Genomic DNA, 14,570 nt, shown 5'->3' on the forward strand with positions numbered 1-14,570 from the left:
AAGCCACTCGCGGAATGCGGTGGACGTGGCCATCGTCTGCAGCGAATGGTTAATCACGCGTGGGTGGGCGGCTACATCTGTGTGTACGCCTGTGAATGAACGCGCAGAAGCCCTTGTGGCACAAGCGGCTGAAGGATTCATGCGGGTTCGGCATGTGCTCATGCCATCGTCAGCCTGCACGCATTCATGGCGTTCGCCGCCGGAAACACGCGCTGAACAAGGTTGGCTTCCCAACGCACGCAGGGAAGCCAACCCTGCTTTCAGGGCATCACCGGTGGCACATACGCCAGGGTCATGCCCAGCAGCCACAGCAGGCCCAGCACCAACGGAATGTGCACCAGCAGCTGGATGAAGGTGAAGCCCACGATGTCGCGTGCCTTCAGGCCCAGCACGCCCAGCAGCGGCAGCATCCAGAACGGGTTGATCAGGTTCGGCAGCGCTTCGGCCGCGTTGTAGACCTGCACCGCCCAGCCCAGGTGTGCCTTCAGTTCGTTGGCGGCCTGCATCACGTACGGCGCCTCGATGATCCACTTGCCACCGCCGGAGGGCACGAAGAAGCCCAGCACCGCCGAATAGACGCCCATCACCAGTGCGAAGGTATCGGTGCTGGCCACGTGTACGAACAGGCTCGACAGGCGGTGCGCCAACGTCTGCCCATCGCCGCCGGCAGCATGGGTGAGGATCATCGCGATGCCACCGTACAGCGGGAACTGGATCAACACGCCGGTGGTGCTGGGCACCGCCTTGGCCACCGCGTTGAGGAAGCTGCGCGGCCGCCAGTGCAGCAGCAGGCCCAGCGAAATGAACATGAAGTTATAGGTATTGAGGTTGGCGATGGCGGTGACCACCGGCTTGTTGGCGAACTCGTTGAACAGCCAACCGAGCGCCAGCAACGAGAGCAGCACAGTCAGCAGCGGGCTGTATTCCAGCCACTCACCCGGGCGCGTGCGGCGCTGCAGCGGTTCCGGCTCGGCCTGCGCGGCGCCGGGGAAATCCTCAGCGGTACGCGCACTGCCGGCAGCCGGTGCGGTCAGCCAGGCGATCAGCAGCGAAACCAGGATCAGCACCGAGGTCAGCGCGATCGACTGCCACAGGAAGATGGTTTCGGTGAACGGCAGGACGCCGGTGATCTCGACCAGTCCCGGCGGCATGCTGGCCGGGTTGGCCTGCAGCTGCGCGGCCGAGGAACTCAGCCCCATCGCCCACACCGCACCCAGACCGAGATACGCCGAGGCACCGGCCGCGCGGTAGTCCATGCGCAGTTCGGTACGGCGCGCCAACGCGCGCACCAGCAGGCCGCCGAACACCAGCGAGAAACCCCAGCTGAGCAGTGAGGCGAGCATGCTGACCAAGCCCACGTACACCACCGCACCACGGCCGGTGCGCGGCACCCGGGCGAGGAAATCGATGAAGCGTGCGACCACCGGTGCAGTGGCCACGGCATAGCCACCGATGACCACGAAGGCCATCTGCATGGTGAAGGGAATCAGGCTCCAGAAGCCATCACCGAAGGCGCTGGCGGTGGCCTGCGGGGTCGAGCCGAAGCCCATCGCCGCCAGCGCGACGATGACCACGCCCAGCACCGCAAACACGTACGCATCGGGGAACCACTTTTCCGCCCAGGCGGCCGAGCGCAGCGCAGCGCGCGCCATCCAGCCGTCCTGTACTGCTGCCGTCGAGGCCATCGCCTACCCTCCCAGGTTCGATGGATCGATTCTGGGCGGTGAGGTGCAGGCTGTCAGCCACCTATTGGTCGTAGGTGGCGGAATGGTAGTGCCGGCCGCTGGCCGGCAACCTCGGGATCGCACACGGGTGCAGCTACAGCCGGCCAGCTCTACCAGATCCAAGCATCATCCCAGGTGGTGGAAGGCGGTAGTGTAGGCCGCTGGCTGCCAACCTCGGGATCGCATACGGGTGCAGCTAGCCAGCGGCCGGCTCTACCAGATCCAGGCATCATCGCAGGTGGTGGAAGGCGGTAGTGCCGGCCACTGGCCGGCAACCTCGGGATCGCGCACGGGTGCAGCCGGCCAGCGGCCGGCTCTACCTCACCTTGGGCTCAACGCAGCGCCAGGTCCACGGCGATGCCGGCGAACAGCGCGGCACCCACCCAGTTGTTGTGCAGGAACGCCTTGAAGCACGGGCCGCGCTCGCGGTTGCGGCAGATCCAGAACTCGTACACCACCAGAACGGTGGCCACCGCCACGCCGGCCAGGTAGTACCCACCCAACCCGCCGCGCACGCCGACCAGCGCCATCGTGGCCAGGAACAGCGCGTACAGCACGCCCTGGATGACCAGGTCGAGGTCACCGAACAGGATCGCGGTGGAGTGCGAGCCCATCTTCAGATCGTCCTCGCGGTCGACCATGGCGTACCAGGTGTCGTAGGCGGTGGACCACAGGATGTTGCCGGCATACAACAGCCAGCCCAGCAGCGGCACCTCGCCCTGCACGGCGGCGAACGCCATCGGGATGCCCCAGCCGAACGACATGCCCAGGTAGACCTGCGGCAGATGGGTGTAGCGCTTCAGGTACGGGTAGCTGGCGGCCAGGAACACGCCGATGAAGCTGAGGCCGATGGTCAGCCCGTTCAGGGTCAGCACCAGGCCGAACGCCACCAGCATCAGCACGGCAAACAGTGCCAGCGCGGCACGGCCGCTGATTGCGCCGGTGGCCAGCGGACGCGCCTTGGTACGCTCCACATGCGGATCCAGCCAGCGGTCGGCGTAGTCGTTGATGACGCAACCGGCCGAGCGGGTCAGCCACACGCCGGCGGTGAACACGAACAGGTTCCAAAGCGGCGGCAGGCCGCCGGCGGCCAGCCACAGCGCCCACCAGGTGGGCCACAGCAGCAGCAGCGTGCCGATCGGGCGATCAGCGCGCATCAGACTCCAGTAATGCCGCCAACGCGGCGTCGCCGGCGACTGCGGCGAAGTGAGGGGGGTATCAGCCATGGCGATAGGATACTCCTGCCCCTCCGGCAGGGCTTTGCCCATGGGGGGAGATTTGTTCGGCGAAACTGGATAGAATGCCGGTCCCGCACCGCTTCATGGCGCTGCGATGCCCGCTCCGGCACTGGTCGGTGGCGCGGCGGTTCTACAACGCGCCCGTAGCTCAGCCGGATAGAGTAGTGGCTTCCGAAGCCATTGGTCGGGGGTTCGAATCCCTCCGGGCGCGCCATCTTCCCCTGCTCGTACCCGTCACTCCTGGCCTCTCGCTTGCGCTTCCACGTCAACGCAGCTCAGGAGCGAACGGCATTGAGCGATGTGCGCAACCTTGAAGATCGCGCACGACGATGGAAAGCTCCTGCCCTTTCTGCACCGCACCGGGCAGGAAGGCGCCCTTGCCGTCGTACAGGAAGGTTTCAATCTCACCACGTGCAACCACCAGGTCCGCAGCCGGCGGCTTGAGCTCTTCCAGAACAACACTGAAGGGACGCCAGGCCAGACCGTGTTCGTCGCGGATATCGGTCGATACCGCGTGTGCATGCGCCTGCCGATCCACGCTGGCCAGTGGCAGTCGTAGTGCCTGCGATCCCTCCGTACTGATCTGGAACCTGCCAAGGACCACGGCATCCACAGTTTCACTGCCGATGTAGGTGATCGTGGCCTCGGGGCACTGCACGGCATCGGCTGGGTGCGATGCACACGCGGCCAGGCTTGCGGTCAGGAGGGCAATGATCGGCCGGATCATGGGCTGGCACCTGGCACGTCGCTACCCTGCCCAGCGTTTGCAGCAGCGCGCGTAGTGGAAGCACCCGGCCTGCGCGCGTAGCTGTAATCCGGATCGCGGCAGGCGCGCATGATCGGACTTCGTGCGTGCCTGATTACGCCGGGGAACCAGCACAACGCCAGCACCACGGCCCAGATCACAGCCAACCAGAACCATCGGCCCAAGGCATAGGCCCAGATCATGGGCAATGCAGCCAGCAGCACGATGATCTGCGTATACAGCAGGTAGAGCGTGTGCAGGCCCAAGCGGGGATCCGAGCGCAGCATCACGCCACATCCCCTGCATGCCGTCTTCGCCTGCCGTCTCGATGCGGAAAGCAGCGGGAATCGCTGCCCGGCAGCGCCGCAAAGTGGACAGGTGAAGGTCAGCAGGCGCATCAGGCAAGCTCCTCTCTGTCGATTGACATCAACTGCCGGGCACGAAGCCGAGCCTAGCATGGGCCTGTTAGGGGGCGCCGCAAACAGCAACGCCGGGCATGGCCCGGCGTTGTGTTCAAAACAGTCGAGCATGGCTCGACTCTACAAGAGCGGATCAGTACTTGCCGTCAAACGCAAAAATCGGCTTGCGCTGCTTCCACGCGCCGCCAGTGAAGTCCGGGAACTCGAGCGTCTGGAAGCTGTTGGCGATCGACTGCTCGCTCAGCGGGGTGATCGCGCTCCAGGTCACTGCGTCATAGATGTCGATCGGCATCGGTGCGTTGGCCTTCAGCGCTTCCACAAAGGCATGAATGACGAACCAGTCCATGCCACCATGACCAGCGCTGGCAGCGGTCTCGGCATTCTGCTTCCACAGCGGGTGCTCGTACTCGTCCTGGTACTTCTTGAACTCTTCCCACTGGTGCGGCGGGCTGCGGCCTTCGATGTGGATCGAATGGTTCACATCCATCCACAGGCCCTTGGTGCCCTGCACGCGGAAGCCCATCGAGTACGGGCGCGGCAGCGAGGTGTCGTGCTGCAGCAGGATGGTCTCGCCATTCTCGCAGGCCAGCGTGGTGGTCACGATATCGCCCAGCTTGAACTTCACCTTGGTGCTGGGATGGGTGGTGCCGCCACTCTTGGCCACGGTGTATTCGTGCAGGCCGCGCGCCTTGGTCGCAAAGGCGTTGATGTGGGTGAAGCGATTACCGCGGTTGATGCCGGTGTACATCGCGCACGGGCCGATGCCGTGGCTGGGGTAGAGCTCACCATTGCGCTCCACCGAATGCTCGGTGCGCCAGCGGGCTTCGCTCCAGCCCTTGGGACCGAACTCCACGCCGCTGTCGTAGGGCTGGTTCGGGTCACCGGAATTGAACTTAACACCGCGCAGGTCGTGCTGGTAGCCGGCCTGCAGGTGCACCAGCTCGCCGAACAGGCCCTGGCGCACCATCTGCAGCGCGGCCATCACGTCACGGCGGTAGCAGACGTTCTCCAGCAGCATGTACGGGGTGCCGGTGCTCAGCTGGGTCTTCAGCACGTCCCAGTGATCCTGCAGGGTGATGCCGGCCACTACTTCACAACCCACTGCCACGCCGGCCTGCATCGCAGCAATCGCCATCGGCGCGTGGTACTCCCACGGCGTGGCAATGATCACGCCATCAATGCCCTTCTGTTCCAGCAGGCGCTTCCAGGCATTGGTGTCGCGGTCCTGGCCGAAGGTCTTCGGTGCCGGCTTGCCGGCCTTGCTGACCATCTCCACGGCGCGGCCGAGCATGATCGGCTCGATATCGCAGACGGCGACCACCTCGACGTCGTCGCGGCGCACCAGTTCCTTCAGCAGCACCAGGCCACGCATGCCGGTACCGATCATGGCCAGGCGCACCTTGCGCCCGCGTGCCCAGGCCGGGGTCTGCGGCAGCAGGCTGCTGGCGGCGACAGCGGCGCTGGCCGCGATGAATTCCCTACGCTTCATGGCAAACATCTCTCCTCTTGGCAGCGTGCCGACCGAAGCCGGCACGCCAGGTCACGCAAACGGAATTACTTGAACCGGTAGCCGATGGTCACACTGTAACCACGACCGAAGATCGTTGCGTAGTCACTGGAGTCACCCAGGAAGCTGTTCGGGTCGTAGAACGGCAGGCGGTTGAACAGGTTCTTGACCGTGAAGCTCAGATTCCACGCATCATCCGGGCGCCAGGTGACGCTCATGTTGGCGGTCCACCACGACGGTGCACCGTCGCACTTGCTCTTCTGCAGGGCCAGGTAGCCGCCGGTGCAGGTTTCCTTGTTGTTGCTCTTTTCGTCGACCTGGTCGGTGGCCCACTTGGTGCCGCCCACATAGTTGACGAACATGCTGGTGGTGACCTGCTTGTAGGTCCAGTCGGCGTTGAGCGTGGCACGCAGGCGCGGGTTGTTGTAGTAGCCCACCACGTCGCCGTAGTACCAGCCGCTCGCTTCGTCCATGTAGAAGCGGTTTCGGTTGGCGATGGTGGCAGCCAGACCGATGTTCAGGTTGCCCCAGTCACCCAGCGAGAAGCGGCTGCGCGCGTCGATGTCGAAGCCGTCGATCAGCGTCTTGCCACGGTTCTTGTACTGGCCCACCACGCTGGCCACGTTGCCGGCGGAATAGCCTGGCAGTGCCGACGGGCAGTTCACGCCGCTGGCCGGGTCGGCACACATCGCCGCCAGCTGCGCCAGGTTGGCCCGGTCGCTGTCGGTGATCGGCGAACGCGACGAGGAGATGATGTCTTCCATGCGGCGGTAGTCCGGCGCGACGATTTCATTGTCGCGGTAGATGAACCAGTAGTCGGCCGACACCGACAGCCAGGTTGCCGGCTCGTAGACGAAGCCGAGGGTGGCGATCTTCGCCTTCTCCGGCTTCAGGTCCTTGTTCGGCTGGGTCATGCGGGCCACGGTCCGACTGCAATCGACGTTCAGCATGGTCTTGCCCAGATCGACATCACCCGGCCGCTGCGACTTCAGCAGCAGGTTGGCGATGGCGTTGGTCTCGTTGCAGCGCAGCTCGTCGCGGTAGCCGCCCAGCTGCGCGAACACGCCGCCATTGCCGGATTCGGCCAGGCTCGGTGCACGAAAACCGGTCGAGTAGGTACCGCGCAGCATCAGCTGGTCGAACGCCTGGTACTTGAAGCCGATCTTCGGCGCGACGTTGGCGCTGAAGTTCGGGTACTTGTCCACGCGCACCGCCGCGTCCAGTTCCAGCTTGTCGGTGATCGGCGCCACGGTCTCGGCGAACAGCGCGTAGGTATTGCGCTTGCCGTCGAACCACGAGCCGCCCTGCTGGGAAATCAGGCCGTTGGCCGCATCGGCGTTGCCCGGGGTGTAGAAGGTTTCGCGGCTGGCGTTGAAGCCGAACGCGGCGCGCATTTCACCTGCCGGCAGCTGGAACAGCGGGCCTTCGATCTTGCCGTCGAGGGTGTGCAGGCGTGTCCACGACTGGATGTCGAAGGTCGGGAACGCTTCACGGATCAGTGCGGCGTTGGCTTCGCTGATCTCGCCGAACTTGTACGCCGGGTGGTCGGAGATGATCACGCGGCCGGTGCCCGGATCGATCGAGTACGGGCCGAACGCCTTCTCGAAGCCCTTGATGTTGACGTTGATCGTCTGGTACGTGGTGGAGTGCGTACCGGCGCTGGCGAACGCGGTCTCCCAGTTCCAGTCACCCCGGTTGCCACGCGCACCGGCCAGCACGCGGTAGCTCTTGTCGGTGTTGCGCTGGCCGAAGTAGTTCGGGCCGGCATCCTGCAACAGGTAATTCAGGCCGACCACACCGCCCATCATCGCCTTCATTTCCGGGCTGGCGTGGTTGTACTCGTTGTTCGGGCCCAGGAACGGGTACAGGAACTGGTTGACGTTGTTGCCGGTGTTGCGCGAGAACCAGCTGGTCGGGTTGCCGGTGGTGGTGCCGTAGGTGCGCGGCGTGCCGCCGTTGGCGCGCAGGTCGATGTCGGTGTAGGTCGCCTCGGCGAAGATCTCGGTGCTGTCACCCACCAGGAAGGTGCCGTTGAGGTAGGCGGTGTTGCGCTCGGACTTGGCGCCGGCATCGATCTCGTTGTTCATCCAGGTTTCCCAGACGCAACGCGGACCGGCCGCTTCACTGGTCAGCACGTTCTTGCAGCCCGGCGCAGCTTCCTGCACGCGGCGGCCAGTGACCGGATCGAAGGCGAAGTAGCTGCCCGGGTTGAACTCGCCCGGCTTGCTGCCCACGCCCAGGCGCAGGTCGTTGAGATAGTTCGGCTTGTTGACGTAGTACTGGTCAGGCCGCTTGTCGTAGAAGTCGCTCAGCGGAATCGCGTCGCGGCGGTACATGTTCACCGCGCCGTAGATGTTGAAGCGGTTCTCGGCCAGGTCGCCGAAGCCGGCGGTGATGCTGGCCTGGCGCTCGCCGTAGGAGTCGATGCGCGAGGATGTGTCGTTGGTGAAGCTGACCTCGGCGCCCTGGAAGTTGCGCTTGGTGATCACGTTGATCACGCCGGCCACCGCGTCGGTGCCGTACACCGCCGACGCGCCGTCAGTCAGCACTTCCATGCGCTCGATGGCCGCAGCCGGAATCGCATCGATGTTGACGAACTGGGTCTGGAATCCTGCCGGCGCACCGTAGTACGACAGGCGACGACCATTCAGCAGCACCAGCGTGCCCTGTGCGCCGAGGCCACGCAGGTTGGCCTGCGAAGCACCGTCGGAACCGGTGAACAGCGAACGCGCGTCCTGCTGCGCCGGGCGTGCGGCCGGCAGATTGTCGAGCACCTGCAGCAGCGTGCGCGCACCCATGTTCTGGATGTCCTGCTTGCTGATCACCTGCACCGGCGAAGCGGTTTCAACGTCGGTGCGGCGGATGTTGGAGCCGGTGACCTCGATGCGGGCCAGGTCGGTGGCCTTGTCCTTGCTCTCCTGGGCGAAGGCAGGAACGGCGACCGACAGCAGCACGCTGGCGATGGCCAGCGACAGCGGAGCGATCGAACGACAGGGGGGGCGGTGGTGGCGTGCGGGCAACATCGGGGTTCTCTCCTGGCAGGGGTGCGGCGCAAAAAGTGAGCGCGTGGGCGTTCGGCGGGCAAAACGCTCCCGGGCCACGGCCATGAGGGCCGTAGTCGGAATGGGCGGGGGGAGGAGCGGTGTTACGTTGGAGTCATGGGGCGACGATGCTGGCGGAGTCGCCCTCCTGGCCGATCAGCACGGCGTTGGCCCAGTTGGCACAGACCTGGGCGGGTTGGCTGCCCTGCGCACCCAGCGTGCGCAGGCTCAGGGTGGAAAGGCCACGGATGTCCAGCTCCGGCTTGACCACGCCGGGCGCCTTCACCAGGCCGCTGTCGTACAGCAGGCGGTTGTCACCCCAGACCTGGAACTGCAGGCCACCGGCAGTGCGGCAGGCGTCGTCGATGCCGAGGTCGGCACGCAGCAGGTGCCAGCCGCCCTGCAGGCGCAGGTCGATGCGGCTGTTGGCGCCGACGCCCAGGCCACGGCGGAACTGCAGGCCGTTCATGCGCATGCCGGCGTCGCCACGGAACGACTGGTCGGTGCGCACCTGGCTGGCCAGCGCGGCCGGCACCGGCAGCTCGGAGAGATAGCGCTGCCGGGCCGGTCGCTCCGGTTCCTGGTGTTCAAGAATGTGGAAGGTGGACAAGGCGATCGGGCCGACATCGCGCGGCTGCAATGCATCGAAGGCGCGGGCGCTGCCCTGTGCGGCGGTCACCATCGGGTCGGTGCTGCTGGCGCCGTCGCCTTCGGGGTTCTGCACGCTCAGCACGCGGAAACGCAGCAGGCGACCCGCGTGGGCCGGGAAGTCGATGCGCTGCACGCCTTCCTTCAGCTGCAGGCGGCCGCGGGCGATCGGCTCGCCCCACTCGCCATTGCTGTCGCCGAGGTAGACCTCGTAGTCGCGTACCTGGCCGTGCTTCCAGTTCTTGTCGTTGCGCGGCGCGATGTCGATGCCGTCGATCATCCTGCGCTCGCCGAAGCCGATCACCCACTCGTGCGCACCGGTGCGCACGGCCTGGTTGCGCACGCTGCGGAACCAGGTGCCCGGATCATCATCGAAGGCATTTTCCAGCGCATGGCCGGGTTCTTCGGCCGGGCGATTGACCACCAGCAGGCTGTCGGCCGGCAGTTCGCGGCCCAGCACCGGCGCGGCCGGATAGGCATCATCGGCGGCTGCGGCAGCGACTGCGAAGTCCAGCTGCAGCTGCAGCGGCTGGCGGATGTCCTGCGCGGCCGTGCGCACATGCAGCGTGCCGCGGCGCTCCTTGGCATCGAAGTACCAGCCTTCGCTGCCGCTGTTCAACGCAGCGGCATCGGCCAACGCAGGCAGCGCGCGGCCACCGGCCTGCACCGCGCGCGGCGCCTGGCGGCTGAGCACGCGCAGGCCATAGCGGCGCTGCGCCAGCTGGCCGTTGTACTGGCCCTGCACGGCATCAATCTGCACCTGCACCGGGCCGCTGCCCTGCGCCGGCGCCTGCACGCGGATCTGCTGCGTGCTCGATTCGCCCTGCTGGTAGCGGCGGGTGTTGCCGTCGTCCTCGTACAGCGTGTACTGCGAATCCCCTTGCGGGTACAGGTCGAACGTCACTTCATCCAGGGGCTTTTCGCCATCGAACAGCATCGACGGGTACATCGGCAGGATCGCACCGGCACGCACGAACACCGGCAGCGTGGCCAGGTCCACCTGGCGGTCGAGCTGGCGGCCATCGGCGGCGGCCTGCACGCGGCGGCCGTCCCAGTAGTCGATCCAGCCGCCGGCCGGCAGATGGATGTCGCGGCGCCAGCCACGGCTGGCGGCCTGGCTGCGGTACACCGGCGCCACCAGCAGGTCGCGGCCGAGCAGGAACTGGTACTTGTAGGTTTCATCCTGCGCATGCGGATCGCGCGGGTTGTCCCACATCAGGCCACGCACCGGCGGTGCGCCAGTCTGCGCAGCCTCGTGCACCAGCCCGTACATGTACGGGGTCAGGCGCATCTTCAACTTCAGGTAATCGCGGTTGATGCTGCGGTAGGGCTCGTCGTACCACCACGGGTGCTTGCGCGCGTTCGACGACCAGCCGCTCATGCCCATCAGCACCGGGGTGAACGCCTTCCACTGCAGGTCGCGGGTGAAGGTCTCGGCGCTGCCGCCGAAGATCGCATCGACGTCGCCGCTGGCGTAGGCCATGCCGGACAGCCCCGAACCGACCAGGGTCGGTACGTGCCAGCGGATGTAGTCCCAGCTGCTGCTCTGGTCGCCGGTCCATGCCACCGCATAGCGCTGGATGCCGGCCCAGCCCATCACCGTCCACAGGAACGGGCGCGAATCGGAATTGTCGAGGATGCCGTTGAAGGCCTGGCGGTTGGCGTCCATCGCGAACTGGTAGCCCTTGCCGGTCCAGGCCACGTCCAGCTTCTGCACGCGGCTGCCGGCCTTGCCCACTTCCCAGGCGATCTTGTCGACGCCGTTCTCGGTCCACAGGCCGGTGCGGAAGCCGTACGTGGCCAGGCCCTTCACCGTTTCCGGCAACTGCTTGTAACCGCAGCCGTAACCATCATTGGGCAGGATCCAGCCACCGGGCATGTCGTGGGCGCGGTACTGCTTGGCCACGCTGTCGATCACATCCGGGGTGGTGCCGGTCGGGCCGTCGCTCCAGCCTTCGGGCACGGTGCCGGGCTTCTTGCTGTTGTCACCGTCGTTGTAGCAATCGGCATCGCCGTAGGACAGCGCCCAGCGCGCGACCATGTTGGGGCGACCGGTCAGCTGGGTGTAGCGCTCGATCAGTTTCGGCAGGTCGGCGCCGACGAAGTAGTACGCATCGAAGCGGTCTTCGCGGTGCAGCAGCGTGGCCTGGTCGGCCTCGCGCAGATCGTAGCTGCCATCGCTCCAGGTATTGCGCAGCATGCCCCAGCCGCGGCTGCTCAGCAGCATCGGTGCCGGGCTGGGGCGGTCGCCCTCTTCCCAGCCGCCGGAATAGGACACCTCCAGCTCGCGGCCCTTGAACTGGTAGCGGCCATTCTGCTGGCCACCACCGAAGTAGCCTTCATCGGCCTGCGAGGACAACACCTGCACGCTCTGCGTGGCATCCAGGTCCAGCGGCTGCAGCTCCTGCCAGAGGGCGGTGGGTTGGCCGTTGTCCAAGCGCTCCAGGCGCATGCGCAGCGGCTGCCGCTGTACATGCAGCACCAGTGCATCGGTGCGCACGCGGATTTCCTGCGCGTCTTCTTCCAGCTGCGCCTGTACGTTCGCCTTGGGCTGCGGCAACACGATCGGTGCGGCCTTGTCGCCGGCGCCGGTCAGCGTGCCGTTGCGGCCGGCCTGCACGCGGATGATGTCGGTGGCCGGCAGTTCGATGCGGATGCGCGCGCCCTTGTCGGTCTGCAGATCCCAGCCCTGCACGCCGTCGCGGCTGGCGCTGGCGCTGACCGAACGCAGGTTGCCGACGGGCTCGGCCCGGGCCGGCATGGACGCCAGCATCAATGCCGGCAACAGGGCCAGCATCAGCGGCGAGCGACGAACGCAGATTTCCACGCGGACTCCCAACCCGTTCACCGGGCGTTTCGAAAGCGATTGGGCCGACTCTAGGGCAGCGATTCGAAAGATGTCAACAAATTGAAAGGAAAAAGGAAGATATATTCCATTGAAACGAAAGTTGTTGCGCCGCAATACTTTGTGTAAGCGCTTGCAGGCGCCTGTTAAGCATTGTGCGATACGGCATCCGGCCGGTTCTTTCGTTTTCCCAAGCACTCCCGGGCGGGAAAAGTCACCACGCCATTTTCTTTCTTTTTACTTTCGCTATTTGACATTTCGAAAGAAAACGCAGATGGTGCGCTGGCCCAACTGGAACCTCCGAATGGACGTCACCCTGCTTTCCGATGTGTCCGCCTGGCAGCGCCTTGGCGGAGCCGATACCGCTACCGAAATCGCCCAGCAGCCCGCGCTGTGGGACGCCCTCGCACAGGACCTGTCGCGTGCCCGCGACCGCCTGCAGGCCTTCCTTGGCGACAGCCTCAACGATCCCAACCAGCGCGTGCTGTTCACCGGCGCCGGCAGCTCCGGCTTCATTGCCGAGATGGTGGCCGATGCGATCAACGCGCAGTGGCCAGCCGATGTGCGCGTGGTGCACACCACCAGCCTGCTGACCCACCCGGCGCTGTACCTGCAGCGCGACCGCCCGACCCTGCTGGTCTCGTTCGGCCGCAGCGGTTCCAGCCCGGAAAGCGTGGCGGCGGTGGACCGCGTGCGCAGCGACGTGGATGACGCGCGCTTCCTCGACATCACCTGCAATGCCGATGGCGAACTGGCCCGTCGTGGCGCCGGCCGGGCCGATACCTGCACCCTGCTGATGCCGTCGGCCAGCTGCGACCGTGCCTTCGCCATGACCAGCAGCCTGACCTGCATGCTGCTGGCCGCACTGACCGTGTTCGATCGTTCGCCGTGGGATGCGCGTGTGGCGCGCCTGAAGCAGATCGCCGCGCTGGCCCGCGAAGGCCATGCGCAGTGGGATGCACCGGTGGCCGCGCTGGCACAGCGCCCGTTCAACCGCATCATCTACCTCGGCAGCGGCCCGCTGGAAGCGCTGGCACGCGAGTGTGCGCTGAAGGTGCTGGAACTGACCGCCGGCCGCGTGCTGGCGCTGGCCAACACCCCGCTGGGCTTCCGCCACGGCCCGAAGTCGACGCTGGACGGCAACACCCTGGTGGTGGTGCTGCGCAGCGTGCAGCCGCTGGCGCGCCGCTACGAACAGGACCTGCTGGAAGAACTGCGCCGCGATGGTGTGGCCGGCCAGGTGCTGGCGATCGGCCCGCATTCGGACATCGGTGCGGACGACGAGTACACCCTCACCGTACCGGCACTGGATGATCCGTGGCTGGCGCCGGTGTGGCTGGGCTTTGCGCAGCTGTTCGCGCTGCAGCGCTCGGCTGCGCTGGGCCTGACTCCGGACAATCCGTTCCCGGATGGCACCGTCAACCGCGTGGTCAAGGGCGTCACCATCCACCATGGCTGAGCTGATCGCCCACGCCTGCTACGGCATCGACATCGGCGGCACCAAGATCGAGCTGGTGGCGTGCGATGCGGCGATGCAGGTCACCTGGCGCCGCCGCGTGGCCACGCCGCAGGGCGACTACGACGGTTTCCTGCAGGCGGTGGTGACCCTGGTCGCCGAGGCCGATGCCGCGCTGGGCCGCAGTGATGCGGCGATCGGCATCGCCCTGCCCGGCGTGCGCGACCGCCGCAGCGGCCGCCAGCTCAGCGCGAACGTGCCGGCGTTGACCGGCCACAGCGTGGCGGCCGACCTGCAGGCGCGCCTGCAGCGGCCGCTGCATTTCGGTAACGACCTGCAGTGTTTTGCCCTGTCGGAAGCACACTGCGGTGCCGCTGACGGCTATCCCAGCATGTTCGGTGCCATCCTCGGCACCGGCGCGGGTGGTGGTTTCTGCCTGCACGGCCGCCTGCTGTCCGGCTTCAACGGCCTGGCCGGCGAATGGGGCCACTGGAGCGTGCCCGGTCATCTGCTGCAGCGCCACGGCCTGCCGCTGATCGACTGCGCCTGCGGCCTGCAGGGCTGCGTGGAGCGCTATGTGTCCGGCAGTGGCGTGGCGATGATCGAGCGTCACCTCGGTGGCAGCGCCGCCGACGCCAGCGCGGTGATCGCCCTGGCCGAAGCCGGCGATGCCCGCGCACGCAAGGCGCTGGACATCCATCGCGACCTGCTCGGCCACAGCCTGGCGGCGCTGGTGCTGGCGCTGGACCCGCACGTGATCGTGCTCGGCGGCGGTCTTTCGCAGTACGCGCCGCTGTACCAGCACCTGCCCGCCGCCATCGCCGCCCATCTGTTCAAGGGCGTGCAGGTGCCACCGATCGTGCCGCCACGCTTTGGCGATGCCGGCGGCGCACGTGGTGCTGCCCTGCTCGCCTGCCAACCCTCGTTTTCCTGATGTCCGGAGCCTG

General features: G+C 66.4%; 9 protein-coding genes and 1 tRNA gene. 3 read left to right on the forward strand and 7 right to left on the reverse strand.

Annotation, left to right across the window (positions count from 1 at the left end; genetic code table 11):
* Positions 1 to 260: 260 nt before the first annotated feature.
* Complete coding sequence (locus ACZK45_RS20605; RefSeq protein WP_346485382.1) at positions 261 to 1,685, reverse strand: short-chain fatty acid transporter; 1,425 nt, start codon at positions 1,683 to 1,685, stop codon at positions 261 to 263.
* A gap of 371 nt (positions 1,686 to 2,056) precedes the next feature.
* Positions 2,057 to 2,950 carry a 4-hydroxybenzoate octaprenyltransferase gene (ubiA, locus tag ACZK45_RS20610; RefSeq protein ID WP_478445179.1) on the reverse strand — a complete coding sequence of 298 codons (894 nt, stop codon included), beginning with the start codon at positions 2,948 to 2,950 and terminating at the stop codon, positions 2,057 to 2,059.
* Between the two features lie 149 nt (positions 2,951 to 3,099).
* Here ubiA and ACZK45_RS20615 point away from each other — a divergent pair.
* Positions 3,100 to 3,176: transfer RNA gene (locus ACZK45_RS20615), tRNA-Arg, on the forward strand.
* Positions 3,177 to 3,227: 51 nt separating this feature from the next.
* Here the strand turns inward: ACZK45_RS20615 and ACZK45_RS20620 are convergent.
* From ACZK45_RS20620 to ACZK45_RS20640, 5 genes are all read right to left on the reverse strand, one after another.
* On the reverse strand, positions 3,228 to 3,689 hold the full coding sequence (locus tag ACZK45_RS20620) for an adhesin (RefSeq protein ID WP_121504191.1): 462 nt from the start codon (positions 3,687 to 3,689) through the stop codon (positions 3,228 to 3,230).
* Positions 3,686 to 4,105, reverse strand: coding sequence for a hypothetical protein (locus ACZK45_RS20625; protein WP_006399919.1), 420 nt, complete (start codon positions 4,103 to 4,105; stop codon positions 3,686 to 3,688). Before ACZK45_RS20625 ends, ACZK45_RS20620 begins: the two co-directional genes overlap by 4 nt.
* Before the next feature lie 154 nt (positions 4,106 to 4,259).
* A complete protein-coding gene (locus tag ACZK45_RS20630) occupies positions 4,260 to 5,615 on the reverse strand; it encodes a Gfo/Idh/MocA family protein (protein ID WP_478445180.1) in 1,356 nt (451 codons plus the stop codon).
* Positions 5,616 to 5,680: 65 nt separating this feature from the next.
* On the reverse strand, positions 5,681 to 8,656 hold the full coding sequence (locus ACZK45_RS20635) for a TonB-dependent receptor domain-containing protein (protein WP_478445181.1): 2,976 nt from the start codon (positions 8,654 to 8,656) through the stop codon (positions 5,681 to 5,683).
* 133 nt (positions 8,657 to 8,789) lie between these two features.
* Complete coding sequence (locus tag ACZK45_RS20640; protein WP_478445182.1) at positions 8,790 to 12,149, reverse strand: TIM-barrel domain-containing protein; 3,360 nt, start codon at positions 12,147 to 12,149, stop codon at positions 8,790 to 8,792.
* Between the two features lie 322 nt (positions 12,150 to 12,471).
* On the opposite strand from ACZK45_RS20640, the gene ACZK45_RS20645 reads away from it, so the two are divergent.
* Both ACZK45_RS20645 and ACZK45_RS20650 read left to right on the forward strand, forming a co-directional pair.
* Positions 12,472 to 13,626 carry an SIS domain-containing protein gene (locus tag ACZK45_RS20645; RefSeq protein ID WP_478445183.1) on the forward strand — a complete coding sequence of 385 codons (1,155 nt, stop codon included), beginning with the start codon at positions 12,472 to 12,474 and terminating at the stop codon, positions 13,624 to 13,626.
* Positions 13,619 to 14,557 carry an ROK family protein gene (locus ACZK45_RS20650; protein WP_478445184.1) on the forward strand — a complete coding sequence of 313 codons (939 nt, stop codon included), beginning with the start codon at positions 13,619 to 13,621 and terminating at the stop codon, positions 14,555 to 14,557. Before ACZK45_RS20645 ends, ACZK45_RS20650 begins: the two co-directional genes overlap by 8 nt.
* Positions 14,558 to 14,570 lie beyond the last annotated feature (13 nt).

It is taken from the genome of Stenotrophomonas sp. 63632_Sma (assembly GCF_056482875.1).